The sequence below is a fragment of the Zhenpiania hominis genome (assembly GCF_014333425.1).
Taxonomy (GTDB): Bacteria; Bacillota; Clostridia; order Peptostreptococcales; family Anaerovoracaceae; genus Hominibacterium; species Hominibacterium hominis.
Genome location: NZ_JACRYT010000019.1, coordinates 34,209 through 60,564, shown reverse-complemented (window position 1 = coordinate 60,564; position 26,356 = coordinate 34,209). Strand labels below are relative to the sequence as shown.

General features: G+C 45.1%; 27 protein-coding genes. 19 read left to right on the top strand and 8 right to left on the bottom strand.

Going from position 1 to position 26,356, the window contains the following annotated elements; genetic code table 11:
- Positions 1–314: 314 nt before the first annotated feature.
- Positions 315–1,121, top strand: coding sequence for a 30S ribosomal protein S2 (rpsB, locus tag H9L42_RS13525; RefSeq protein ID WP_187303938.1), 807 nt, complete (start codon positions 315–317; stop codon positions 1,119–1,121).
- A 17-nt stretch (positions 1,122–1,138) separates the two neighbouring features.
- Positions 1,139–2,062: a translation elongation factor Ts gene (tsf, locus tag H9L42_RS13520; RefSeq protein WP_187303937.1), complete on the top strand. Its 924-nt coding sequence runs from the start codon at positions 1,139–1,141 to the stop codon at positions 2,060–2,062.
- Between the two features lie 291 nt (positions 2,063–2,353).
- Here tsf and H9L42_RS13515 read toward each other — a convergent pair whose 3' ends face one another.
- Both H9L42_RS13515 and H9L42_RS13510 read right to left on the bottom strand, forming a co-directional pair.
- Entirely contained in the window at positions 2,354–3,250 is an 897-nt protein-coding gene (locus tag H9L42_RS13515) for an IS3 family transposase (RefSeq protein ID WP_187303936.1), read from the bottom strand.
- Positions 3,247–3,537 carry a transposase gene (locus H9L42_RS13510; protein ID WP_187303935.1) on the bottom strand — a complete coding sequence of 97 codons (291 nt, stop codon included), beginning with the start codon at positions 3,535–3,537 and terminating at the stop codon, positions 3,247–3,249. Before H9L42_RS13510 ends, H9L42_RS13515 begins: the two co-directional genes overlap by 4 nt.
- Before the next feature lie 227 nt (positions 3,538–3,764).
- Between H9L42_RS13510 and H9L42_RS13505 the strand changes: the two genes are divergently transcribed.
- A complete protein-coding gene (locus tag H9L42_RS13505) occupies positions 3,765–7,166 on the top strand; it encodes an autotransporter outer membrane beta-barrel domain-containing protein (protein ID WP_187303934.1) in 3,402 nt (1,133 codons plus the stop codon).
- Positions 7,167–7,366: 200 nt separating this feature from the next.
- A complete protein-coding gene (locus tag H9L42_RS13500; RefSeq protein ID WP_187303933.1) occupies positions 7,367–7,522 on the top strand; it encodes a hypothetical protein in 156 nt (51 codons plus the stop codon).
- Positions 7,523–8,218: 696 nt separating this feature from the next.
- Here H9L42_RS13500 and H9L42_RS13495 read toward each other — a convergent pair.
- A complete protein-coding gene (locus tag H9L42_RS13495) occupies positions 8,219–8,875 on the bottom strand; it encodes an ATP-binding protein (protein ID WP_187303932.1) in 657 nt (218 codons plus the stop codon).
- Positions 8,876–9,522: 647 nt separating this feature from the next.
- Here H9L42_RS13495 and H9L42_RS13490 point away from each other — a divergent pair.
- The 4 genes from H9L42_RS13490 to H9L42_RS13475 all read left to right on the top strand — a co-directional run bounded on the left by H9L42_RS13490 (position 9,523) and on the right by H9L42_RS13475 (position 12,859).
- Complete coding sequence (locus tag H9L42_RS13490; protein WP_346726324.1) at positions 9,523–10,464, top strand: MBL fold metallo-hydrolase; 942 nt, start codon at positions 9,523–9,525, stop codon at positions 10,462–10,464.
- A 290-nt stretch (positions 10,465–10,754) separates the two neighbouring features.
- On the top strand, positions 10,755–11,120 hold the full coding sequence (locus H9L42_RS13485; protein WP_187303931.1) for a hypothetical protein: 366 nt from the start codon (positions 10,755–10,757) through the stop codon (positions 11,118–11,120).
- Between the two features lie 59 nt (positions 11,121–11,179).
- Positions 11,180–11,878 carry a carboxymuconolactone decarboxylase family protein gene (locus H9L42_RS13480; protein WP_187303930.1) on the top strand — a complete coding sequence of 233 codons (699 nt, stop codon included), beginning with the start codon at positions 11,180–11,182 and terminating at the stop codon, positions 11,876–11,878.
- 441 nt (positions 11,879–12,319) lie between these two features.
- Positions 12,320–12,859: a methylated-DNA--[protein]-cysteine S-methyltransferase gene (locus tag H9L42_RS13475; RefSeq protein WP_187303929.1), complete on the top strand. Its 540-nt coding sequence runs from the start codon at positions 12,320–12,322 to the stop codon at positions 12,857–12,859.
- Between the two features lie 59 nt (positions 12,860–12,918).
- On the opposite strand, the gene H9L42_RS13470 is transcribed toward H9L42_RS13475, so the two are convergent.
- The 4 genes from H9L42_RS13470 to H9L42_RS13455 all read right to left on the bottom strand — a co-directional run bounded on the left by H9L42_RS13470 (position 12,919) and on the right by H9L42_RS13455 (position 15,112).
- Positions 12,919–13,239 carry a DMT family transporter gene (locus H9L42_RS13470; protein WP_187303928.1) on the bottom strand — a complete coding sequence of 107 codons (321 nt, stop codon included), beginning with the start codon at positions 13,237–13,239 and terminating at the stop codon, positions 12,919–12,921.
- Between the two features lie 2 nt (positions 13,240–13,241).
- The gene (locus H9L42_RS13465) at positions 13,242–13,595 is read right to left on the bottom strand and encodes a DMT family transporter (RefSeq protein ID WP_187303927.1); all 354 of its coding nucleotides are present in this window, start codon (positions 13,593–13,595) and stop codon (positions 13,242–13,244) included.
- A 265-nt stretch (positions 13,596–13,860) separates the two neighbouring features.
- Positions 13,861–14,532: a MerR family DNA-binding transcriptional regulator gene (locus H9L42_RS13460; RefSeq protein ID WP_187303926.1), complete on the bottom strand. Its 672-nt coding sequence runs from the start codon at positions 14,530–14,532 to the stop codon at positions 13,861–13,863.
- 1 nt (position 14,533) lies between these two features.
- Positions 14,534–15,112, bottom strand: a complete 579-nt coding sequence (locus tag H9L42_RS13455; protein ID WP_187303925.1) for a TetR/AcrR family transcriptional regulator — start codon at positions 15,110–15,112, stop codon at positions 14,534–14,536.
- 149 nt (positions 15,113–15,261) lie between these two features.
- On the opposite strand from H9L42_RS13455, the gene H9L42_RS13450 reads away from it, so the two are divergent.
- From H9L42_RS13450 to H9L42_RS17195, 7 genes are all read left to right on the top strand, one after another.
- Positions 15,262–15,495: a flavodoxin gene (locus H9L42_RS13450; protein WP_187303924.1), complete on the top strand. Its 234-nt coding sequence runs from the start codon at positions 15,262–15,264 to the stop codon at positions 15,493–15,495.
- Between the two features lie 27 nt (positions 15,496–15,522).
- Positions 15,523–15,900: an EFR1 family ferrodoxin gene (locus H9L42_RS13445; protein ID WP_243235789.1), complete on the top strand. Its 378-nt coding sequence runs from the start codon at positions 15,523–15,525 to the stop codon at positions 15,898–15,900.
- Complete coding sequence (locus H9L42_RS17080) at positions 15,849–16,073, top strand: 4Fe-4S dicluster domain-containing protein (RefSeq protein WP_346726325.1); 225 nt, start codon at positions 15,849–15,851, stop codon at positions 16,071–16,073. Before H9L42_RS13445 ends, H9L42_RS17080 begins: the two co-directional genes overlap by 52 nt.
- A 40-nt stretch (positions 16,074–16,113) precedes the next feature.
- On the top strand, positions 16,114–16,530 hold the full coding sequence (locus tag H9L42_RS13440; RefSeq protein WP_187303923.1) for a hypothetical protein: 417 nt from the start codon (positions 16,114–16,116) through the stop codon (positions 16,528–16,530).
- Between the two features lie 12 nt (positions 16,531–16,542).
- A complete protein-coding gene (locus H9L42_RS13435) occupies positions 16,543–17,988 on the top strand; it encodes a lipopolysaccharide biosynthesis protein (protein WP_187303922.1) in 1,446 nt (481 codons plus the stop codon).
- A gap of 243 nt (positions 17,989–18,231) precedes the next feature.
- Positions 18,232–19,194 (top strand): 3D domain-containing protein, encoded by a 963-nt coding sequence (locus H9L42_RS17200; protein WP_187303921.1) that lies wholly within the window; start codon positions 18,232–18,234, stop codon positions 19,192–19,194.
- 22 nt (positions 19,195–19,216) lie between these two features.
- Entirely contained in the window at positions 19,217–20,497 is a 1,281-nt protein-coding gene (locus tag H9L42_RS17195) for a 3D domain-containing protein (RefSeq protein WP_187303920.1), read from the top strand.
- Between the two features lie 62 nt (positions 20,498–20,559).
- Here H9L42_RS17195 and H9L42_RS13420 read toward each other — a convergent pair whose 3' ends face one another.
- Entirely contained in the window at positions 20,560–21,888 is a 1,329-nt protein-coding gene (locus tag H9L42_RS13420) for an alanyl-tRNA editing protein (RefSeq protein WP_346726323.1), read from the bottom strand.
- Positions 21,889–21,966: 78 nt separating this feature from the next.
- Between H9L42_RS13420 and H9L42_RS13415 the strand changes: the two genes are divergently transcribed.
- The 4 genes from H9L42_RS13415 (at position 21,967) to H9L42_RS13400 (ending at position 26,353) form a co-directional block, all read left to right on the top strand.
- Positions 21,967–22,725, top strand: coding sequence for an N-acetylmuramoyl-L-alanine amidase (locus tag H9L42_RS13415; protein ID WP_187303918.1), 759 nt, complete (start codon positions 21,967–21,969; stop codon positions 22,723–22,725).
- Between the two features lie 29 nt (positions 22,726–22,754).
- The gene (locus H9L42_RS13410) at positions 22,755–24,290 is read left to right on the top strand and encodes a helix-turn-helix domain-containing protein (RefSeq protein ID WP_187303917.1); all 1,536 of its coding nucleotides are present in this window, start codon (positions 22,755–22,757) and stop codon (positions 24,288–24,290) included.
- A 119-nt stretch (positions 24,291–24,409) separates the two neighbouring features.
- Complete coding sequence (locus H9L42_RS13405) at positions 24,410–25,696, top strand: saccharopine dehydrogenase family protein (protein WP_187303916.1); 1,287 nt, start codon at positions 24,410–24,412, stop codon at positions 25,694–25,696.
- A 135-nt stretch (positions 25,697–25,831) separates the two neighbouring features.
- On the top strand, positions 25,832–26,353 hold the full coding sequence (locus tag H9L42_RS13400) for a CHAP domain-containing protein (RefSeq protein WP_187303915.1): 522 nt from the start codon (positions 25,832–25,834) through the stop codon (positions 26,351–26,353).
- Positions 26,354–26,356: the final 3 nt, after the last annotated feature.

Here is a 26,356-nt window from a genome sequence, read left to right as displayed (position 1 = left end):
AGTTCTACCTTTCTGATAATGATTTCCTCCTGTTCATAAGTCTCATAGGAGGATAATTATACCACATTCGGGACATTTTCTTTTGTGGTATACTAAGACATTATCATATGTGAACCATAAAATTAGTAATTTTTACGAAAATGCCTTGCAATTTCAACGAATATGTAGTATCATATTTAACGGTTCTGTCCAGTTTTACAGAACGGAAAAAATTATTTAAATACGCACACCGCATCACTTAAAAGCGGTGCCGGAATTTCCGGTTTCTTTTAGGGCGACATGCGGTGGAGGCAGAAAACCAGGAGGAAAAGAATATGTCAGTAATTTCAATGAAACAGTTGCTTGAAGCAGGTGTGCATTTTGGACACCAGACCAGAAGATGGAACCCGAAAATGGCTCCGTACATCTTTACGGAAAGAAACGGGATCTATATCATCGACCTGCAGAAAACAGTAAAGAAGATCGAAGAAGCCTATGACTTTATGAAGGAAGTGGCAGAATCCGGAAAGCCGATTCTGTTCGTAGGAACAAAGAAGCAGGCGCAGGCCGCAATCGTAGACGAGGCGAAAAGATGCGGACAGTTCTATGTAAACCAGAGATGGCTGGGCGGTATGCTGACCAACTACAAAACCATTTCCGCAAGAATCAAGAGACTGCGTGACATTCAGGCGATGGAAGAAGACGGGACTTTTGAAAAGCTTTCCAAAAAGGAAGTCAGCAAACTGAGACTGGAACTGGAAAAGCTGGAAAAATTCCTGGGCGGAATTAAAGATATGAAGGGAATGCCGGGCGCTGTTTTCGTTGTTGATCCGAAGAAAGAAAAGATCGCGGTAAAAGAAGCGAGAATTCTGGGGATCCCTGTAGTGGGAATTGTAGATACAAACTGTGATCCGGACGATGTGGATTATATTATCCCGGCTAACGACGACGCGATCCGCGCGGTAAAACTGATTGCGGGCAAGATGGCTGACGCGATTATCGAAGCAAAACAGGGTGAAAGCTTTGATGAAGGCGAAACGGAAGGTTCCACAGAAGCCGCGGAGCAGGAAGTAGCAGAGGAAGAGGCTGCTGTAAAGGCAGCAGAAGGCGAAGCTGAGGAAGCGGCAGATACGGAAGAATAATTGAGGAGGAGAAACACATGGCTGTAACAGCACAATTAGTAAAACAGCTGCGCGAAATGACAGGCGCAGGTATGATGGACTGTAAGAAAGTACTGGTCGAAACGGACGGCGATATTGATAAAGCGGTAGAACTCTTAAGAGAGAAAGGTCTTGCCAAAGCTGCGAAAAAAGCAGGAAGAATCGCGGCGATGGGACTGGTAAAAACCGCGTTCTCCGCAGATGGAAAAGCGGCGGCAATTGTAGAAGTAAACTCCGAGACTGACTTTGTCGCAAAAAACGAAGAATTCATTAACTTTGTAGATACACTGGCAAAGATGGCGCTGGAATCCGACGCCGCGGATATGGACGCGTTCATGGCTCTTCCGTATGAAGGCGAAGGAACCGTGCAGGACGCTCTCAACAACAAGATCGCTACTATCGGCGAGAACATGAATATCCGCAGATTCCAGAAGCTGAACACACCGGGCGTTGTTTACACCGGATATATCCACGGCGGCGGCACCATCGGCGTTATCGTGGGACTGGAAACAGAAGCGACTGCGGATGAAATTCAGGTAACAGGAAAAGACGTGGCAATGCAGGTTGCGTCCATGAATCCGAAATTCCTGGACGAAACTCAGGTAGATCCGGCATGGCTGGAATCCGAAAAGGAAATCGCAAAACAGCAGCTGCTGAATGAAGGCAAACCGGAAAATCTGCTGGAAAGAATCATTCCGGGCAAAGTAAAGGCAATCCTGAAGGAAGTATGCCTGGTTGACCAGAAATTCGTTAAAAACGGCGACCTGACGGTAGCGCAGTACGTTGCGGAAGCAGGCAAAGAGCTGGGTAAAGATATGAAAGTAGCGGAAATGATCCGTTACGAAGTCGGCGAAGGAATCGAAAAGAAAGAAGAAGACTTCGCGGCTGAAGTAGCGGCTCAGCAGGCAGCGGCGAAAAAGTAGCAAAACAGATGAAGAAGTAAACAAAAGACGAGAACCCTTGAAAAACGGTCTTAGATCCTGATTTTTCAAGGGTTTTTTACGTTTGGGAGAAGTTCGCAGATTATCATAATTTAGCGCAAATAACAGGGTGATTTGGGGGATTTTTTGGGACAGCGGTTGGGACAAAACGCTGTCCCAAATGCGTTTTTAAACTTCGCTTCATTTTTCCGAAAAAGAACGAAAAGTTTGCGTAGCGTTTCTTTTTGGGGGGTTGGAGTTGTCAATATTTGTGCAGTCTTTAAACCCACAAAATTAAGCAGCTTCTGCTAACGGTTGTTCCAGACGTCTCCTGTAAGCTGCTGGCGGGAGGCCATCCGGATTTGAAGTGTATATCCTTATCCGGTTGTAGTAGATAAAGACATATCTGAAAACAATTACTTTAACTTCTTCCATCTTCATCTTGTATGTTGGAATCCTGTAGAGGAGTTCCTTCTTGAGAGTAGCGAAGAAGCTTTCCATCCCGGCGTTATCAAAGCAGCGGTTAACGCCACTGAGGCTCTGCAGAACACCTGCATTATTGAGTTCTTCACGGAATGTTTCACTTGTATACTGGCTTCCGCGATCTGAATGGAGTATGGCTCCGTTCAAAGGAAACCTTTTGGCTGCTGCATTGAATGTATCAATGCACAGTTCTTTGCACATATTGCTTCGCATTACCAGAGAAAGTATTTCTCCGTTAAAGCAATCCATTATTGGAGATATGTATAGTTTGCCGTCACGGCACGATATCTGAGATATGTCGGTAAGCAACTTCTGATACGGCCGATCTGACCTGAAATCTTGTTTGATTAGGTTTTCCTTCTCCTGTATTTCAGTAGTTGCCTTGGTTAAGCCTTTCGGACGGCGCTTACGTTCATGAAGCCAACCATTTTCCTTCATGATTCTGGCTATCCTGCGCTTGCCAACCTTGTACCCGAGATTTCGAAGTGCTATCTGCATTCGATCTACACCGTAGTTATCGTTGTATATATACTCATCGAGTATTTCCTGCATAACTGCCGAAAGAACAGCGTCCTTGCTGGGATTGCCGAGATTTCTTTTGAATCTGTAATAACCGGTCTCGCTCACGTGCAGGACATCGCACATAACGCTTACAGGCCATCTGCTGCTGTATTCGCTAATGAACTCAAAACGTTTCCGAGCTCTCACTTCTGTCGGCTTTGTGCGAAAAAACCGAGAGCCTCCTTGAGTATATCGTTCGCTCGCTTGGTTTCCCGAAGTTCCGCTTCCAGTTCCTTAATGCGACGATCCTTCTCGCTGAGCGGCATCATTTTGTTACCACTGCCAACGAAAGCTTCTTCGCCGCGAGCCTTGCGCTGACGACGCCAGTCGGCAAGTGTGTAATACTTGATGCCGAGTTGATCTGCAGCTACCTTGACGCCAATTTCATCGGACAGTTCAAGAGCCTGTAGTTTGAATTCCTTATCGTATTGCATGTCTCCACCTTCCTTAATGATATATTATCATCTTTTGGTGGATTTAACGACTGCATTTAAATGATACTACTCCAGTTCTGCCATGTCGCCTGCCCACACCTATTTACCGTTTACTCATAAAATAGGAACGGATAACACTCCTCATTGACGGGGGGGGGATAACGTGATATAGTTGTATTATAATTATAGTTATCGTTTTTATAATAATTATAAAATGGGGGAGTGTTATGTTTAGACATAAAAGCATAGCGATAATTCTATCTATGATGCTTGTATTTACTATGATACCAAGTATCTCCTTTGGTGATGAAATCAGCACGATAGAGAATCAGCAGAATAATCTAGTGTCAGAAGAGGATAACGAAACTCCGAATGACAAAACTTTGCCGAGTAAAGAAGATGAAATAGAGAAGGAGAATGCAAAAGACTCTGTAGAAAATAAAACAGAAACAGAAAATAATGCGAACTATGATGCTGACGTAACAACTACTAATAGCGTTGTATCTAGTGAACAAGAGCTTCGTGACGCAATCGAATCAATTTCAGATAATGATAGTACAACTATAACATTAGGAGCCAACATATCGCTTAACAATATAGTTGAAATAAAGAATGGAAAGAAGATAACCCTTGATTTGGCTGGTTATACAGTCACGAATAACATTCAGACTGAAAGAGCTATACACGTTATCGGCTCTGAACTTATTGTGAACGGGACTGTCGAAGGAAGCGGCATGCTAATACCTGACAGTAATAATAACTCCTATGGGTTTATAAAAATAATGGGTGTAAGCAATGTGACATTGAATGGCGGTACATATAGTGGTGACACTTACAATGGCTCATTTGTCAAGATAGTTAGAAATGGAACTGTTGATGGTTCAGGGTCTTCAGTAGTTTTTAACAATGTTGATATGACATCGAATAATAGATTTTTTGACACCAATACTCTCTTGACAGAAGCGGATGTGATGACATTGAATGTCGAAGGCGGCAGTTATAACACTGAAGGACAGGCATTTGCTGCAGATACTATGTATCTCACAAAGCTTAATTTTGAAGGTGTACAGGTAACAGCTGGCGGAGGCCCTTGTATTGAAGTTTGTGGATCGGATGCAACATTTACTAATTGTGAATTTGAAGTAACAAATAGTAGCAATCCAAGTCATTTTTCTGCGTCTGCCATAGGCGTTAGTTGGGATGGAATTGCGACTATAGATTCTGGAAATTATACATCCACAGGATATGGATTATATGTTTATAACAGTGGAGGAACGATTGTTGTAAAGGATGGAACGATCAGTGGCGGTAAAGCGGCAATTAAGGCAGATAAAAATGTTCAACCGAATGGTGTGAAGTCATCAATCACTGTAGAGGGAGGAAACACGGTAGGTAAATGGCAAACTAATGATCCGACAGAAGCACCTCTCTTAGTTAAAGGAGGCACTCACACTGAGAATATTGAGAAGTATTTGGACAAAGGATTAAAAGTAGAGATAGTAGATGGTAAATATGTTGTTGTCGAAAATAATACAGTATTTTTAAATGGCACTAGCGGTAATGATGATAATAATGGGGCGAATAAAGATAATGCCGTGAAGTCGTTAGATAAAGCTCTTGAATTGGTTTCCGAAAATGGAACTATATATATTTGTGGTACTGTAACGATCGATTCCGAGTATACATTGGAGAACGCAAACATAAAGCGTGCAGAAGGATTTGATGGAATACTGCTTTCCGTTGTTGATGGAGGCAAACTTACTATATTAGACTCAACGATAGACGGTAATAATGAATCGATTAGCTATGGCAGTTATCTTGTATTCATTACTAATGGCGGATCCTCAGTTATTGAAGATGGTACTAAAATTATAAATAACAAAACCTCTGCAGTGTATGTAAATAATAATGCCACCTTAACAATGAATGGTGGTGAAATAAAAAATAATAGTAGTGCTAACGGATGGGGTGGCGGCGGCATACTTAATTGTGGTACAACGACAGTAAACGGAGGTGTCATTTCCGAAAACATAGCATCGACATTAGGAGGCGGAATATACTGTGAAAGAGGTACAGTTACCCTTAATGGCGGCGAGATAAGAGAAAACACTGCTGAACAAGGTGCAGGCATAGCTGTTGTTGGAGGAAAGGATGTAGTATCCGCTATTTTAGACGGAACAACTATTTCCGGCAATAAAGCGACATACTATGGCGGAGGTGTATATTTGCAGAGTGTCGCTGAAGGTGGCGTTAAATTTGAAATGAAAAAAGGCTCTGTTATAGGAAATGAAGCAAAAATGACAGGCGCAGGAATTTTCGGATACGTTTATATTGGACCTGTAGATATCAAAATCTCAGGAGGAACAATTAAGGAAAATGTATCTACTGACGAAAATATAGGACATGCTATAGGAATATACGGATATAATGGAAGCAGTGCTTATCCAAGACTTGAGTTAAGCGGTAGCCCTGAAATCGTCGGAGATGTATTCTACCAAAATGATTACGAAGATGGATATGTTATTCATGTTACAGATACGTTTACACCGATAAATTCAATCGAAATAAATAGGAGCAATAATATAGAGGGACTCGCTGCTGTAGAGTATGCGGTAGGAATCTCACCGAACCTTGAACATTTTAATTCAGGAAACATTTATGATGGTTTAGAAATAGAGGGACAGAGCCTTATTTGGGCGAAAGCAAAACCTGTATATTTCTATGACGAAGATGGAACAGAGTACCTTGATTATCGCCATGGTGTCATAATTGGAGAGACTATTAATCCTAACAATGTTCCCGCTCCTGAAAAGATAGGATATACACTTGACGGATGGCATTTAGAGGGCGAAACGGAACTTTGGGATTTTGACAACGACACGATTGAGAATAGGACAAAGTTATATGCTGTATGGTCGTTAAATGATCCAAATGTATCAGTTGAAGCCGATAAGACGACCACTCATGAAGATACTGATGCAATACTAACAGTAAAGGTCACTCATAAACTTGATGACCTTGATTATACATATCAGTGGATAAAGGATGGAAATGAAATAGAAGGTGCTACAACGAATACTCTGAATGTTTCTGACACGGGTAATTATACCGTAAAGGTAACGGCTAAAGATACAAATAGCAAGACAGCCACCGTAGAAAGTGCTGCAGTCAGAATTACTGTTGAGGGGCATGTATATGTTCCAGTAGTGACAAAGCCTACTTGCACTGATAAAGGATATACGACATACACTTGTGAAATATGTAAGGCATCGTATGTGGATGATTATAAAGATCCTGTAGGTCACTCATACTCAGATAAGTGGAGCAGTGATGCGAATGGACACTGGCATGAGTGTACAGTTTGTGGAGACAAGACGGGCATAGCGGCGCATACTTTCAAGTGGGTGATAGACAAGAACGCAACAACAACAGTCGAGGGTTCAAAACATGAGGAGTGTACAGTTTGTGGATATGAAAAGGCAGCTGTAGCGATTCCTGTTATAGATGAGCCTAAAGATAGCAACGCTAAAACGGGAGATGATTTCAATATAATAGCGATGCTTGCTATTATGGGTATGGCAGCAGCTGTAAGCGTGTTTATGGTATATAGTCGTAGGAGAAGTAATTAAGAATTAGCGAGTCTTCATTTTTATGGGTGAGGATCCATCCGATTTGGGAGTGGATTCTCGCCTTCTTTTTTGGTGATAACGTATGGCATTTTAATGCTTTTTATCCTTATTATCTATGCACGACCTATTTACTGTTTACATTTGAAGGAAAAAGAAAAGAAAACGAAGCTGTAAAATGTGAAGAAACAGAAAGATGCTCTGTGGAGTTTATCGAAGCTCTGGCCAGAGTTGTTGACCGTAGTATGATGCAAGCGGCAAAAGAAAAAGGAATCACAATCGACGTATATACGGATGTGATCCACAGGATAGGCGGGTATACGGAAATGTGGGAGCTATTTAAATATCAAACATGTTGACTGTACACTGAGTGTGTGTGAAACGGTCGCTGAATATAAGGGAAAAGAAAAGTAAAACTGAATAATGAGAATAGCAGAAGAACCGGTGAACTGGGCAGGAACCCTTAAGGCCGGCGCTGCTATCCGAGAGTTTGTGAATGGTCTGTACTTGACAAAGAATCATTAAGAGCCTGGCAAAACATAAGTGATCCTGCTTCAGGATATGTTTTGTCAGGTTTTTTTGTTGCCTTTTCAGATCGCTTATGTTGGGAGGCTCGGAACGGAGCACCCTGTGAGAAGGAAATGGCAGCCTGACATGGCGAAATATCCGTGATCTCCGATTTCAAACAAGTTGGAACAGTTTGGAATTCGGAGGTCAGGAAATGAAATTTAATTATAATACAGAGAAGAAAAAATATATCAGGAAATGGGAAGTGCTGGAGAAGGAATATGAAATAGCCGGAATGGATAAGAGCTCAATTGAAGAAATGAAACGCTTTGATTGGGAGCTTTTTAAGAAAGAACGGGTTTTCTGCAGACATAATCAGTATCTGGAAGTCAGTTATCCATATAATGAAGGGAAAAGCCCAGAGCAAAATTCTTTGATGCTAAAGTTTATAGAGGAGTTTTCATATGAAGAACGATATTTTCAGGACAGCAGATATGGATGGATCGAGGAAATTGAAAATACGAACCTGGTAAAGAAAATAAAAAATCTTAACAAAGGAGACTTAAAACCTCCTGCTCTTTTTCAGTCACCTTTACAGTCACCCTTACAGTCACCCTTTCAGTCACCCCTTTTAAAGTATTCGATATCAGCATGTCTTCAGAAGCAGTGAATTTGATCATAATATCGCCGGGATTTACCGTATATTCCGGAAGCGGTGCGCCATAAGATTTGCAGGCACTGCATATTTTTTCAACACCGCGACCCCAGTTTTCAATAAAGCCGGCGAGATAATATACATTAGCAATTCCGGGATTATATGGCTTTGAAGCATGTTTGGTCATCAAATTTTCGATTGTCCAGTTTTCAGGCAGTCTGCCGCAGTTGGCAATATAGAGCCTGTCTTCATACACACTAATCTGAATCGGAATACCGCTTTCATATTGTTTATGACATAGAGCATTCAGTAAAGCTTCTCTTAATGCCTCATCAGGAACAAAATAGCGTTCAATCCTCTGCATGCCCTCATAAGTGATTTTAGCCTTCATGTATTTGAGATGGAGAACTTCCATGATCTGATCGATCTGTTCAATCAGAGAACCATGTATTTCATCCTGATAAAGCAGATCGGCGTCGGTTTCAAAGAACCCGATTTTTGTATAAGCACCTAACTGCCACTTGTCCGGATTGTTACAGAACAGCAGCATGGCGGCGTTTGTATGCTCTTCTCAAATCATGATTACACAAAGAATTTCAACCAAAGATATACATAATCATCTGCCCCAACTACTGTGATTGGGAATTGAGCATAAAGCGATGAAATGATGTTACATATGGAAAGAAAGATAATCTATTAGAAAATGGATGTTTGAAGGGATATATGATAAGTTATGGGTACTATCTGTGTTCGCACTTCAGCAAGCAGCTGTGGTGAAAAAATAGCAAAACAGCAGGCAGCGGCAAAAAAGTAGGGAGAGCTATCCCGGCGATCTACGGCGCAATCTGTCGTAGGGAGTATTTGCTTCGCGAATCTCCATCTCAAACTGTTGGCACAACTTTGGTTCGGATGATAATATCCGAATCAGACAAAAGACGAGAACCCTTGAAAAACGGTTTGTGATCCTGATTTTTCAAGGGTTTTTTGCGTTTGGGAAAATTCGCGGACAATCATATTTTAACTGTCAATAACTTGAGAAGTTGCAGTTTTTCATCCACCCGATTCGTTTCCATTCCAAAGCCCTATGTGCGGAGGCTGCAGTGTCTGCGAGTTTCCCCGGGACGTTTCGAATCAGACCGTAATACGGATGAACCGAGTGACGGAGCTTCGGCAAGCATATCAGAAAACGGGCTTAAAATGGAAGAGCAAAGGACGAAGGAGGTTATTATGTTTGAGCTATGCCAAGTCGGGGAAAATACCTATTATATCAATTATCCGGTTAAAGTAGGTGTTTACAGAGCGAATGAGAATGAGGTATATCTGATAGACAGCGGGAACGATAAAAATGCCGGACGCCGTATAATGAAAAAGGTGCTGGATGAAAATAAATGGAAGCTTAAAGGCATCATCAATACCCATTCTAATGCGGATCATATTGGAGGCAACGCCTATTTGCAGCAGCAGACAGGGTGTAAAATATTTACATCAGGTCTGGAGGCCGCCTTTACAAATTATCCTGTTTTAGAGCCATCATTTTTGTATGGCGGATATCCATTCAAAGAGTTTCGGGACAAATTCCTGCTGGCACAGCCAAGCAATGCAGTCGATATTGGGGACCCGGATTTTCCGAATGAGCTGGAGAGCATCCCGCTTCCCGGACACTTTTTTGATATGATCGGTATCCGGACTCCCGATGATGTTGTTTTTTTAGGTGATTGCGTTAGCAGCCGCGCAGTTCTGGAAAGATATCAGATATGCTTTATTTATGACATTGCAGAGTATCTGGATACTCTCGATAAAGTGGAGACTATGGAAGCGGCTGTATTTGTACCGTCACATACCGAAGCTGTTGAAGATATACGTGGATTGGTAAGTATAAATCGTGAAAAGGTATACACTGTGTCATCTAGGATACTGTCCCTGCTACGAACGCCAATGAGCTTTGAAACCTTACTGAAGCATCTGTTTACGGGTTTTAATATAGCCATGACTTATGACCAGTATGCGCTTATCGGCAGTACTGTACGTTCATACCTTGCATGGCTGAAAGATACCGAAAAGATCAGCGCTTCTTTTGAGGAAAATGTACTGGTATGGAAAACAAAGAAAACTGATTCGAAATGTTCAATGAAATACTAAAAACAAAGCCCTTGAAAAATGGTTATTACAGCCAGAGTTCAGGGGCTTTTTCGTTGTGTAAAGTGAACTCCGTAATTCACCGTTTACAGATTGCTATTTAATATGTGGGAGCCACAGAAGACGGGGCGGTTTCACGGGAAGAAGCCGGTGACTGCTTTCCTCTTATCTCGCGGCTTCGGATGCCCCCCCGATGATACAGGCGCTGAAACAAAAATTTTCGGTTCAGCGGGAACTTGTTCCAGAATCCAAAATTTCGTTTTCTTCAAAACGTAAATGGGGCGCGGTTCGTTTTGCGGGAACGGGGAGCGTTTTTTTTAGGTGCGCCGGAACGCATTTTCACGAATGGAACGGAAATAGCCGAGCATCGGCTGCATCGGAGCTTTGCGGTCTTACCGGAAGAAATTCCAGAAGCTGGCGACAGAATATTGTCTGGAGTGCGTCCATGGGAGCTGTTCCGGAAAAGGCATGAGCAGTATCTGGAACGGAGAAAGTCGGAAGGGGATGATATATACTATATTCTTCGTACAACCAATGAAATTCTGCACTGTCTGACTGTGTGGAAAACCGGACAGATGCCTGTGGGAACAGATATGCTTTTAGGACATGAATCAGGATACAAAACAGGTATCAGGGCATATCTTGACATCCCGCGGTGAGAAACCTATACTGACGGTAGAGATACCAATTAAGAATTTACTGTTCAGGAGGTGTAACGATGAATTATTACGAGACAGACCCGGAATTTATGGAACGGGTGGATCATTTCGCATTTGAAGAGGTCGTGAAAGAAGAGGGACAGCAGCTCCCGCCGAAAACCAGGTGGCTTGCCATACTGGCCGCTTTAATCGGATGCCAGGGGATTGACCTGTATAAAGAGATGTTGCCGAAAGCGCTGGAAGACGGGCTGGAACCGGAAGCGATCAAGGAGACGGTGTATCAGTCGGTGGACTATCTGGGGATGGGCAGAATGTGGCCGTTCCTGCAGGCCACCAATGAAATCTTTTCCGACAGGGGAATCGCCCTTCCGGCGAGTGGAAAAGCTGTTACTACGATGGAGGATCGGCTGGAAAAGGGCGCCCAGGCGCAGGTGGACATTTTCGGCGATCCCATGAAGGACGCGTGGAAACAAGGCCATATCAACCGCTGGCTGGCGGCAAACTGCTTTGGCGATTATTATACAAGGACGGGGCTGGATCTGGCTCAGAGAGAAATGATTACATTCTGCTTCCTGATGGCGCAGTGTGGCTGTGAACCGCAGCTGATCGGCCACGCACAGGGAAATATGAATATGGGAAATGATAAAGCGTTTCTCCTTCGGGTGGTTTCGCAGTGTCTTCCGTATATCGGATATCCGCGCAGCCTGAACGCGATCAGCTGTATTAACAAAGCGGCAGAATCATTGGAGAACGCATAGATAGTTGAATGAAAGAATAAAAATTCAATAAAACTTTGCCAGGATACTTGAAAATTGTCCAATTTTTAAAATTTCATCCATTTGGACACGTTTTTTTTGAAGAACCGGCTGTCGCCGGGCGGATTTTTCACCAAACAGCCCGCAATCGTTGAAAACCTATGAGAAAAAACGGGTAATAAATATACGGAAACAGAAAAACGTGTCCAAAATCGGATTTTTTTGCAGATTGGACATTTTTAAGGTTTTTGGCGGAGAGACCCGCGTTGATGGATTCGCAAAAATGGAAAATGGCCCTGCTGCGGAAAGCGTTCGGAATCGATAAAATCTTCGGTTACGGACGCTTTTTACAGATCCTATGATATAATAAGGAAAAGGGCAGGGCGTCGGTTATGAAAGAGAGCTGGAGCTGATTCCAATATGAACCTGGAAAAGGAGAAGAACATGTTTTATAAAACCTTTTACCCTTCACCCATCGGACTCATTACACTGGGATGCAAAGAAGACCATCTGGTGGGGCTTTGGATTGAAAATCAAAAGTACTATGAAGATACGGTCGAAGAAGAAATGATTCACAAAGACGATATGCCGGTGTTTGACGCGGCGAGAGCATGGCTGGATCGATATTTCGCGGGCGAAAAGCCGGAAATTTCAGAGCTTCCGCTGGCTCCTATCGGAGGCGAGTTCCGGCAGGCAGTCTGGAAGATTTTGTGCGAAATTCCTTACGGACAGGTTACGACCTACGGCGAAATCGCGAAAAAAATTGCGGCTCAGAGAAATCGGAAAACTATGTCCGCCCAGGCGGTTGGCGGAGCGGTCGGCCATAATCCGATTTCCATTATCATCCCATGCCACCGGGTGGTGGGAAGCAACGGAAGCCTGACCGGTTACGCCGGAGGCATTGATTTGAAAATTAAGCTGCTGGAACATGAAGGCGTCGATCTATCCAAATTTTTCGTCCCCAAAAAAGGGACCGCGCTGTAGGCCCGGACTCACAAAATAAAGATCCCCTGAATTTCGGCATTTCAGGGGATCTTTCCAAATTAACCGAAAAGATTTAGAGTGATAATGCTGAGAATAATCAGCATTAAGGCAAAGATTCCGGTTTTCGTTATTTTCTGCTTATAGACAAAGTAGCCGACAATCGGTGTTACAATGGTGCCGGTGGCGCCCCAGGTGGCGTAACCGATGCCCAGATTAATATCCGACAGGCACAATCCGAAGAAATAGTAGCTGAAGCCATATCCCAGGATACAGATAATGGTCGGTTTTAATATCGTAAATCCCTTGCTGGAAGTCGTTACAGACGCGGCGACCAATTCACAGGCAATGGAAATCGCCAAAAGAAAATAAGAAAATACCATGGCTATTTATCCTCCTTTGGTGTTCCGAAAAGATTCAGGAGAAAGACTCCGATCGCCAGCGTGAAAATAGAGATCCATCCCGCGATACTCAGCTCCTGATCAAAGAGTACCAGTCCAAGTACCGAACAGCCGATGGCGCCGGCGGCAGTCCAGGTAGCGTAGCCGACAGCAAGATCGATAATATGCAGGATCTTGGAAAACAGCGTGAATGCTACCAGATAGCACAGAATTAAAATAACGGTCAGTGTTTTGTTTTCAAAACCATTGCAGGCCTCCAGGCAGATGGTTCCGATAATCTCGCAAACGATTGAAAAGGCAAGAATCACATAAGCAACAGGCTTTGATACGTTTAACATAAAAACTCCTTTCAAATATGTGTTTCAACCATATTTATAGGGGTTGACGCAAAGTAAAAGTCAAGAGAGTCCGATGTGGTTTTATCGTTTTCTGAAGATCCTTATCCCGCTTTTTTTTTTCGGATTTTTGGCTGAATTTACACAAAAAATGGATAAAAAGGCGAAAATAGGGATAAAACTTTTACATAACGTTAAAGTTTTTGCTGCCAGCGGCTCATGATTTTCATGTTATCGGTCTCCTCTTCAAGAGGAAGCAGGAGTTCTGTCACAAACAGGCTCCGATCCCGCGTGGAATAAATATCCAGAACCTGCCGCTCGAGGCAGTCTCCGCAGAGAGCGAAAATGTGGCGTTCACACCACTCGACCAGTTTCTCATAGGTATCGCGGATCTGGTCGGTATCTCCAATATGATAAGCGCATACCGCGTTAAAACCGCCGAATTCAATGGTATTTTCCAGACTGCTGCTGTTTTCGTACTAATCTGCAGCAGGGTCTGCCGGGTATATGTATTCTCCATCCGCTCCCGCCAGGAAGGATAGTAAAGGGTGAAAGCTCCGCCTACATCGACCATAGAATGGCCATCCTTTTTGGATTTTGTGAAATATTCGGTTTCAATATAAATCTCAGAATTTTTTTCTTCCGGAGAGCGTTCTCTTTCATAGTAAAAATACAGTCGCTTGGGAAGATAGGTAATGTGCGGGGAAAAGGCCCTGTGGCGCAGCGCTTCCTTTCCTTCAATAATCAGACCGCACCATCCTTTCAGACTGTCCAGACGCTGATGGTAGTATTCGATTTTGTGTTGGGTTTCCTCGGAAATTTTGTCCGGGTGAATCAGACCGATTTCTTCGTAATAACGGAGCATCCGGGGGGAAACATCACAGATTTTGCTGGCCTGTCCGATGGAATAATACCGGTTTGTCTTCATGGTTTCGCTCACCTCAGCCTTCCTGTTTTACGACACTGGACATGCCGCTGCAGATCAATTTTGTCGCGATATCGATCAGATCCTCAAGGGGCAGTTTTTTCCCGTCCGCTACCCATTGCCGGTACAGCAGGGTGGAATTTGCTCCATAAAAGGCAAATACCATATTTTCGGAGTATTCATCAAGGCCGAAAGCTCCGCGATTCGTTTCTTTTCTGTGATCCATGATCTTTTTGTTGATTCGTTCCCACACCATCTGGTAGCTGCCGTTGCACATCAGTTTCTCGTGGAGCAGCGGCATGTTCGCGGCCTGCTCAAAGAACACACGGATCAGCTCCCGGATATCCTTCATGTTGCTGTAAGAAACCTTTCTGCTGATAAAATGATCGGCGATTTCGTCCTGCAGCTCCGCGAGCAGATCTTCCAGGCTGTTATAATGCAGATAAAACGTCTTGCGGTTGATCTGCGCTCGGGCAGTCAGTTCTTTTATGGTAATCTGGTCATAATCCATCTCGCAGATCATGGTTTTAAATGTGCGGTGAATCGCGTCTTTCGTCTTCTTTACCCGCAGATCTTCTTTCTTTCTTTGCTCCATAGCTTATACACCTCCTGATTATGCCGCATAAAGGGATAATATGGGGCATAATACGCAAATTAATTTTTATGTCCATTGAATGGAATCGTTGTATCTATTATAATGCAGATATGAGGAAAAAACAACATAAAAGAAATAAACCTCATAATGTGCAAAATGGAACGTACATCAAGAGAAAGGAGTTCTGTGATGGAAAAACAATTATTCCCTTTACTACCCACGGAGGCAGCGGATTCTCTTCTAATATAGAAACCATTGCGCAGCTGCAGCCGGACGCGGAGGTTATTACAGAGGGTCTGTCCATTTCAAGAGAAAGTGTGGCGGACTCGGGAGAGGAAATTCGGGACTGGGTAGACGCGTTTCAGCTGACATCCGGATCCTGAAAGAAAACCATTTAAAGGAGGTTACCCATGCTGTTTTATTTTACAGGAACCGGCAACAGCCTGTTTGTTGCCAGACAAATCGAAGAACATCCGATCAGTATTCCGCAGGTGATTCACCAGGAAAATCTGGAGTTCAGCGCGGAAAGGATCGGAGTCGCGGCGCCGATCTACGGACATGAAGTGCCGCCGATGGTAAAAGAGTTTTTAAAGCGGGGAACGTTTCACACCGACTATTTTTACATGGTGCTGACTTACGGAAACCGGCATGGAGGAGCGGCGGAGCTGGCAAAGCAGCTGTGCGATGAATGCGGGATTGCGGTCCGTTATATTAATGTCATTCAGATGGTGGACAACTGGCTGCCGGGGTTTGTGAAAAGGTATGCCCGTCCGCGTCGATTCGACTGAAAGAGAACCGGGCGGTATTTACTCCGGGAAACTGCCAGACATGTCTGGCCTGCGCCCATGCCTGTCCGCAGAAAGCCATAGGGCTGACAATTCCGGAAAAAAATCCGCAGGCGCGCTACCGCAACGAACATGTGTCCCTGCAGGATATTATTCAGGCAAACCATCAGGGATGAAATTTACGAGATCCTTTGTGAATGTCTGTAGAATAAAACGATGGAAATAAGAAGAAAAGGGGTTTTTTATAAGTGGCAAGATTTCCCCGCGCTTTTTAAACGATTTTTCCTGGCAGCGGTCGCGGTCGTGATTCTGGGAGGCGCCGCGGTAGGGCTTAGCCTTCAAAAGCAGATCGTTGAGTTGGGAGGACATCTGCGGGGCGGGATGGAACTGGAAGGGGAATTTCCGGAAGGTCTCTCAATTACAGAACCGTCTGTCGGCGCGCAGGTCGCGTTTTTCATATATGGAGCGGTCTGCTTGCTGTTGTTTCTGGCTTACTGGCTGATTGTAGCGGCGTGGCTGTACCAGAGGGCGGTTGTCTGCGGAATGCGGACAGACCTGCGGGAAAGAAGATCAGTATTGCTCCAGATGCGGGAAACCTCTGGAGGGAGACAAATAATCGGGCAGACAGGATAGGGATAAGCGTACATGGACAGAACAGACAAATACAAAACATTACTGAACAATACGTTTCTGATCAGCATCGGCACATTTGGATCAAAGCTTTTAAGCTTCTTTATGGTTCGGTTTTATACGGGTGTTCTTACACCTACGGATTACGGAACAGCGGATTTGATCGTACAAACGGCGAATCTGCTGTTTCCACTGATTTCCATGGGAATTACAGAGAGTGTATTCCGGTTTGCCTTAAACGATCCGATCGGGCGCAAAAACGTATTTTCGGTAGGGACGGCGGCGATTTCCGCCGGCGCTCTGGTTCTGACAGCGGTATCTCCCTTTCTGTCCGGGATTCCTTCTTTCGGAGAAACTATGTGGCTGGTGACGCTGTATACCATCGCCTCGTGCTATCATTCTTTATGCGCGCAATTTATCCGTGCCCAGGGAAAAACGGCTTTGTTCGCGGGGCAGGGGGTTCTGAATACCGCTTTGGTTATCGGGATGAATATTCTTTTTCTGGCAGTCTTTCAATGGGGGATTACCGGCTATATCTGCTCAATTGTATTTGCGGATTTGTTATGCAGTCTCTACCTGGTATGGAAAGAGAAGCTGTGGCGATATATAACCTTTCATCCGGAGAGACAGGCGTTCCGGCTTATGCTTAGGTACAGCGTTCCCCTCATTCCCACTACGGTATTCTGGTGGATTGCCAGTGTATCGGATCGATATATGATTACAGCCTTTCTGGGAAGCGATGCCAACGGTCTTTACGCGGTGGCCTGCAAGATTCCTACCCTGATTAGTCTGGTCTCCGGAATCTTCCTGGAAGCATGGCATTTTTCCGCCATATCGGAAGCGGGAAAGGAGCGAGGAGAGCAGGCGCGTTTCTTTTCTCAGATCTGGAGCGCGTTCCTCGCGGTGATGTTCCTGGCGGGCAGCGTGATTATCGCTTTTTCTCAGTGGGAGATCCGGCTGCTGTCGGATCCGAGTTACCATGAAGCGTGGCGGTATATTCCCATGCTATCCGCGGCTATGATTTTTTCCGCTTTTGTGACCTTTATGGGAAGCGTCTATGTGGTGGAAAAAAGGAGTCTATTGTCTTTCTGGACAGCAATGGCGGGGGCGGGGCTTAACCTGCTGTTGAACGCGCTGCTGATTCCTTCGGACATGGCGGATATGGGTGTCCAGGGAGCGGCAATCGCGACCATGCTAAGTTATCTGGTGGTATTTTTATTGCGCGCCAAAAACGCCAGGGCGCTGATTCCCTTTCGATTGTATAAAAAAAGACTTCTGGGAAGTTTTACCATACTTTGCGCGCAGATTTGGGCAGCGATTGATATGCCGACTGGCTGGCAGGTCATGCAAGGAGGCGCTCTGCTGCTGATTCTTGCCGTAAACGGAAAAGCCTTCGGTTCTTCCGCGCTCCGGACCGCGGGACTTCTGTCCGGGAACTTAAAAAGGAGAAAAAGAGAGTAAATAGTTGAGGAAAGTACCTAAAATATACAATCTTGCGGGAAAATAGTATGGGAGGAGGGAGAGGGAAAATAAGTTTTTTGAGGGCATATTTGTTGAATTTTCAATGAAAAATGGGAATGGAACCACATGGATGTTGGGGCAAAAACTTGACATGTTCACTCAGTTTGCTATAATAATTTGTGCACAGTGTATTGTAGTAGAGTACACTGTGTTTTGTTTGTCGCAGGAATTCAGGAAATAGAAATGGTAAAGATATTAGCAAAATATAAAATGTTAATAGCGACACTTGGACTTCTGCTGCTGGTTGTAACGCTGGGATGGATTATGGTGACTCAGCTTACAACAAAGGAAGTGCGTTTGATTGTAGATGGGCAGGTATCCAAATGTGAGACTCAGAGTTATACGGTAGATGAATTTCTGGAGGAAAAAGAAATTCATCTGGTAAAGGAAGACTCTCTTTCGCCGAAAGCGGATACAACGATTACAGATGGGACGGAAGTGAAAATCATAAAATCACTGCCCTTTACCCTGCAGGCAGACGGCAAAGAACGTGAACTCCGCGCCCTGCCTCAGACGATAGGAGAGGCGCTTGAGCAATATGATGTGGAGGTAGGGGAGGCTGATAAAGTAACGCCTTCTCTCAGTGAACCTCTGACAGCCGGAACGGAAATCGTTATAAATCGGATTACCACCGGGACGGAAGAGGTTCTTGTAGACACGGATTTTAAAACAAAAACAACAGGCGATGGTAGTCTTCCGGCGGGAACGAGTAAAGTTGTGCAGAAGGGAAGAAAGGGACAGGACAGAGTCACCTATGAGATTACCTATTCCGATGGCGAAGAGATCAGCCGGAAGGAGATAAAGCGTGAGACTGTAACCAAGCCAAAGACAAAAGTGGTTGCGAAAAGTACACGAGGAATGATTGCCGGCGCGGAATATACAAAGAAATTTACAGTGAAAGCTTATTCTTACTGCGTAAAAGGCACAACCGCATCAGGGACGACCGCGAGAGAAGGAGTCATTGCCGTTGATCCCAGTGTGATCCCCCTGGGGACAAAGGTATATGTGGAAGGCTATGGGTTTGCTACCGCTGAGGATACCGGAGGAAATATCAAGGGGAACACCATTGATGTGTACAAAAATACAGAGAGTGAATGCCTGAATTGGGGCGTGCGAAATGTAACGATTTATATTCTCAGCGATTAGCAGAGAGCGTAAAGGAGGGAGCATGAAAGAAGAAGCAAGTATACGTATCAAAAAGAGAACAGGGGCCCTGGCAGTAGCGGCTATGATGGCAGTTACCGTCTTTTCCCCGGTTTCCGTCTTTGGAGACTCAGCAGAGCAGGACGCGGTGGAATCCGCGGGAACGGAAACAAAAACAGTCCAGGAAAACAAAGCGCAGACAACCGCGGTTTCATCCGTAAGTTTAAATCGGAGTTCGGTTTCCATGAAGGTGGGAAACACGGTAAAGCTGAGAGCTACGATTGCGCCGTCAAAAGCGACTGGAACAACCGTTACCTGGAAATCTTCCAATCCCAAAGCAGCTGTTGTAAGTTCATCCGGTGTAGTGACGGCAAGGGGTGCGGGCAAAACGGTAATCACAGCCTTGTCAGAAGGAAAATCCGCCTCCTGCAGTGTGAGAGTAACCCTGACCGCGCCAACAAAAGTGAAAGCCAGATCCAAGAGCGTCGGCAGCATCCAGATTAGCTGGAAAAAATCAGCAGGCGCAGATAAATATGAAATTTATCGTTCTAAGAAGAAAAACGGCGCTTATAAAAAGATCGCTACTGTAAAGGGAACAAAAAAGACCTACAGGGATCGGAAGGTAACCGCCGGAAAAGCGTATTATTACAAGATTAAGGCGCGTTCCGGCTCATATAAGAGCTCATTTTCTTCCAAGGTAAAAGGCAAGGCCAGACCTGAAAAAACGGATGTGACCGCGAAAGCGGGAGAAGAACGCGTCCGCCTTTCCTGGAAAAAAGTGAACGGTGCCCACGGTTACCATATCTATCATGCTGAGGGGAAAGGACAGAAGAAGTTCAAGAGGATTAAAGTCGTAAAGAAAGCGTCCTCAACTAGCTTTACTCATTCCGGACTTACCGGCGGAACACAGCAGCAGTATAAGGTAAAGGCATACCGAATGGTGAACGGAAAAAAAGTACTTTCCGCAAGTTCGGAAGCAGTATCCGCAAAAGCGAAAAAAATAAAGTTAAAAGAAAGCGGCAAGGGCTTTCAGTATAAGAAAAAGTTTACTGTCAAGGCATATGCCTACACAGGGGGCGGAAGAACCGCGATGGGAACAAAGGCAAGAGTTGGGGCCATCGCTGTAGATCCCAGCGTAATTCCTCTGGGAACAAAAGTCTATGTGGAAGGCTACGGTTACGCGAGAGCGGAAGATACAGGTGGAAATATCAACGGAAAGACCATCGATGTGTATATGAATTCTACCGGCGCTTGCATGAAGTGGGGCGTGCAGTATAAAACGATCTATGTAGATGTAAGAAAATAGAATAAAAGAGAAACAAAAGGAGCGGCCGTGGAAACAGCACGGTAGCTCCTTTTCCATTTCGATTACCGGGAACGGAGAAAACGGATAAATTCATCCAGAGCCGCTTGCTTCGAAAAAACAGCTCTTGCGGAGGTCGGGTTTCCGCCGCCCTTTCCGCCGTAAGAAGAGACGTTTGCCTTTACCAGACTGCCGCAGTCGGGATCCCCTCCGGAAAAGAGCAGAAGGGTTTTCTCCGCGGGCGCCAAAATCAAAAGTAGGGCGTTCAATTCTTGAATAAGAGCCTTGCCAATGTTGAACAGATCTCCAGTCTTCATGTCGTCGTACTGGCGGAAGACCACCGATTCGTCCCCATTGCGGAGAACGGCGCGTATTTCTTCCGCTCTGGAGGCGACTGCCGATTGACGGAGCGTGTTCAGTTCATCTTTTACCGCTTTCGCGCGCTGCTCCTGGGCGAGGACTTTGTCTAACAGATCATCGGTTCCTGCAGAAAAGTGGATTCCCAGTTCCGTGATCCGGTCGTGCTTCTTATCATAATCCAGCAGAGCGCGTTTTCCGGCCTCAAAATAAATGCGGAACATTCCTTTATAATGCTCGATTTTGTAAATCTTCACAAGACCGACTTGGCCGGCGGAAGAAGGGTGAGTGCCGCAGCAGGCTACACAATCGGCTGCGTTTCGGATATCGCCTACACATACGATGGAAATTTCTTCATCAATGGCAAGCGCTTTACGGAGAGGCAGCTGTTCCGCTTCCTGGCGGGTTTGAAAACGCCGTACTGTAACTGGAGCGTCAGACCAGATCACCTGGTTCGCGAACAGCTCTGCGCGCTTCGCCATTTCCCAGGTGATTTCTGTAATGGAAGGATCTTCTTCCAGAGAAATATCTATGGTCATGTAATCTTCTCCCATGTGAAAGCCGCGGTTGATACCGCCAAACTCCCGGTAACAGATTCCCGAAAGAATGTGTTCCCCGCAGTGACGCTGCATATTATCGAAGCGCCTGTCCCAGTCAATGCGGCATAAAATTCTACTTCCTTCTTTTAAAGAAGCGGCGCTGCGGACCTGGTGGTAGATGAGGCCATCTTTTTCCGACACATCGAGAACCTCCTGCCCTCCCAGAAATCCGAGATCACAGCTTTGTCCGCCACCTGTAGGGAAAAAGATTGTCCGGTCTAAAACGACTCGATCTTCCTGAAGTTCCAGAATGACTGCCTCGCATTCTTTTAAGTAAACATCCTGCTGATATAGCTTTATTGTAGACATATGATCTCCTTGATAGAAAAGAAATTTCTTTGAGTTTTGACTTATGAAAAGATTGTAATATAATTTATAGAAAAAAGTCAATGTAAGACTGTCCAAACAAACCCGTTTGTTATATAATAGGGTAACCACGTACTAGTTTGCTGTAGAATAACTGCCATCTTTTATTCATACAATTCAAGAGAGATTGAACGAATTTGAGGTGGAAATATGAAAAAACAACTGATCGGAACAGGCATCTGCCTGGCGATTCTGGTGGCTGCGGGATTTTTTTTCTTGCAGCGGGGAGGGCTCGCGGCAGGCGTGCAGGGCGTTTTGTCCGGTGAAGTTCTTCTGATCGACGCGGGACATGGAGGCATTGACGGCGGCGCGGAAAGCGGCAGAGGTGTGTGCGAAAAGAGTATCAATCTGGCGATTGCGCAGGAAGTAAAGACGCTGGCGCAGCAGGCAGGCTGGCAGGTGGTTATGACCAGAGAAACCGACGAGGGACTTTATAAGGAAAACGGGGGAACCATACGGAGCAAAAAAACGCAGGACTTAAAAGCGAGAAGAGATATGATTCAGAACATGCGGCCGGAAGCCGCGGTAAGCATCCATCTGAACAGCTTTCGTGAGGACCCTTCTGTAAAGGGAGCGCAGGCATTTTACCCCGATTCGGGAGGTGAAGAGGAGGTGCTGTCCGAAAGCAGGCGGTTGGCGGAATGTCTTCAGAAAAAGGTGTCTTCCGCCGCGGCAGATGATGGCCACCGGACGGCTCTTGGGAAATCCGATGTTTTTTTGTTTCGGGAGGTGACTTGCCCGATTTCCATTATTGAATGTGGATTCTTGTCCAATCCGGAAGAGGCAGAGCTGCTGCGGAGCAGTGAATACCAGCGCAAGATCGCGGAAGCTATCTTTGAAGGGATCATGGAGTTTTCAGGGAAAGAACCACGGAAAAATATAAAATTGATTGACAGCGGTCAGGATTGAGACGTGCGTAACTAAGGAGGAATAATAAGTTGCTTAAGGAAAAGAGTATTTATAAGGATGAACTGCCGGTCAATGTAGTGGTCGCCAATATCGAAGAATATCCAATCCACTTTCACGACGATATGGAGGTGGTTTATGTTCTGGAGGGAACCGTAATCCTGCGGAACGGGTATTATACCTATACTCTGAAGCAGGGAGATATTTTTATTCTCAATGATCGGGAAATGCATAGCTTTACAAATACCGGCGAGAAGAATATGGTGATGATGCTCCAGCTGGATTTAAGTTACTTTTCCAAGTACTACGATAACCTGAAGAATAATTTTTTTGTTACAGATATGGATGATGACAGTGACGAAAGCCTGGAAATTCTGAGAAACATTCTGGCACGGATCATGATGGAGATCCTTCAGAAGGGATATGGATACGAACACAAAGTCATAGAAAGTACCCATAATCTCATCGCCTGTCTGATGTCCGATTTTCAGTACTTTGTCATGGAAGATGGGAAATTTGTCAATGAAGCGAAGAACAAGGGGAATAAGATTCTGGCGGGAAGACTGAACCGAATTACAGATTACATGTATGACAACTATTCGCGCAAGCTGACTCTGAACGAGATCGCCAGCAGAGAGCATCTGAGCATCTATTACCTGTCCCATGTAATCAAAGAAGCTACCGGCTTAAGCTTTCAGGATCTCCTGAGCTTTATTCGCGTGGAGGAATCTGAAAAACTGTTGCTTGGGACAAACAAGAAAATCGGAGCTATCGCGGAAGAAACGGGATTTTCCGCGGTTCGTTATTATATTAAGCATTTTGAAACCTGGTACGGTATGCATCCTCTGGAATATCGGAAGCAGTTTACCGGAAAAGTGATCAGCAGAGAAACTGCCGCTAAATATACCAGGAGCACGCCTTCCGAAATAGAAGAAGCGATCCGGAAACAGGTAAAAGGTGTGTATACCGATTATATCAACAAGCAGAAAGCCAATCCTGTGATTGTCAATGTGAATATGCAGGAAGAATACACGGCCGCGAGGGAGATGACCTGGGAACTGAAGGAACTGATGGAGAGGGAGAACATGAAGCCGATGACCGGTCCTTACGAGCTTCTTCGGAGTCTGGGGGAAACGATTATCGCCTCGGGGCGAAACTATATTGTGACAACCGCGTCCAAGTATCCGGGGAATTTGCAGAATCTCAGTATTTTGGTCTACAATTTCAGCGAAGTGGTAGAGGCGGCTCTGAAGAGTACAAACAGCAAAGAAGTCACCTATGATATCATCAAAAAATATGATGAAGAGATGGAATTTCTGATCCGCTGCTCCGGCCTGTCGGGTGAGTTTAAGGTTTCCAGATATAAGATGTTTCAGAATAAAGTGATTTCAGATCTGGAAGATGTAGTACGACCGCGCGCTATCTACAGCAGGCGAGAAGAGCTGATCCGCCAATGGACCTCTCTTCCGGTTATTGAGTTCGGGCAGCTTACCAGCTCGGATACCCTCAGCTTGCGGTCCACGCTAAAAGGGTTCAGCGCCGAATTGTTGCTGGTTGACAAAAAATAACAGCAAATTAGTATGGTTTTAACGCAAACCAATTGTTGAAACTTTCAGACTACTTTGATAACATTGAATTGTCAAAAAAGAATGTGGTGTTGAAGAAGAAATGTTTGGAGGTTGAGAAGATGAAACTATTGATTATCGGAGCAGGCGGAGTTGGCACCTCTGCGGCAAAAATTATAGAAAGAAGAGGCGCGGAAGCAGACTGGGCGGAAAAAGTAGTTGTTTCCGATTATGACTTTGAACGGGCAAAGAAAGTCGCTAATGAAATCTGCGGCGGAGGAAAATTTATCCCAGAACAGATCAACGCGATGGATGCCGAAAGCATTAAAGAAGTCGTAAAAAAACATGGCATTACGTTTGCCATGAACGCATGTGACCCGCGGATGAACGCGACGATTTTCGACACATGCCTCGAGATTGGAATCGGGTATCTGGACTGCGCTTTGACACTGGGTACGGAGCATCCGGAGAAACCCTATGAACTGTCGAACATCAAATTGGGAGATTATCAGTTCGCGAAGCAGAAAGAATGGGAAGCTTCTGGTCAGATTGCTTTGTGCGGCTCCGGAGTAGAGCCCGGCATGGCGGATGTTTTCGCGAAATACGCGGAAAAACACCTCTTTGACAAGATTGACGAGGTAAACGTAAGAGACGGCGACAATTATGGAAATACGGATTCTGACTTTGGATTCTCCGTATGGACGACAATTGAAGAATGTCTGCAGCCGCCGGTTATCTGGGAAAAGAACGAAGAATATCCGCAGGGACACTGGTTCTGTACGGAAAACTTCTCGGAGCCGGAAATTTTCAACTTCCCAGGCGGAATCGGCGATGTGGAGGTAATTAACGTTGAACACGAAGAGGTTGTCCTGGTTCCAAGAGAAATCGACTGCAACCGCTGTACCTTTAAATACGGCGTTCCCGCTGATTTCAGAAAGAAGCTGTTGGTTCTGAAGGAATACGGTCTGTCTGATAAGAGGACGAAGATCAAGGTGGGAGACAGCGAAATTACTCCGAGAGACTTTGTCTGCAAAGTTATTCCCAGCCCGGTAGACGCGACTATGACCATGACCGGAAAGGGATGCGCCGGAACTTGGGTAACAGGATGGAAAGACGGAAAATATAGATCCGTGTATCTGTATCAGGTAGCAGATAATCAGGACTGCATCGAAAAATACACGACTAACTCTGTTGTAGCCCAAACGGCGGTAGGTCCGGTTATTATGATGGAACTGGTAGCAAAAGGTATCTGGAAGGATCCGGGAGCATGGGGACCTGAGCACTTTGATCCGGATCCGTTTGTAGAACGGCTGGCAAAATATGAATTTCCTGCCGGAATCCGTGAAATGGATTCGGAATACGCAGATATGGTCAATGAGCAAAAGCTGATGGATCTGATTGAAAAATAAACAATTTGATATTTGCTAATAGAGAAAGGAACTACCACATCAACCTGGCAGTTCCTTTTTTCGATTGTAGGGATAATTCGGAGGTAATCCGCATAGAATGGACCAGCACGGAAAGGAATCGGTATGGCGGATTTTATGAAACAGAGAATTGCGGCAGGCGTTTTGCTTCTGGCCGCAGTCTTTTTATTTTGCGGTATGGCCGCGTCTTCAAAGCAGACGGCCGGAATCCGGGTAAAGGCGCCGGAAGCGGAAGACAGCGGAGCCCAGTATTACTATGAATCAACCGTTAACCCCTTCTATCCTGAGTTGGCTCCCTATTACGAAGTAAAGGGCGGATATATTACAGGGAACTGTACCTGGTACGCATGGGGAAGGGCCTGCGAGATCGCGGGGCGAAAGCTTCCTCATGTATTTTTGGGAGATGCGGGTACCTGGTGGGAAACGAACCAGAAAGAAGGCTGGTATCCTTATGGAACCAGCCCGAAAAGAGGCGCAATCGCCTGTTATGAAACACATGTGGGTATTGTGGAGCAGGTGGAGCCTCTTCTTATCTCGGAATCCGGATGGGGCGTTGAAAAGCAGAGAGCGCCTGTTGTTTTTCACTGTGGAAAGCCCTGGCACAGCAAACCAAAAGGATATATTTATCCGGAGGAATAACTG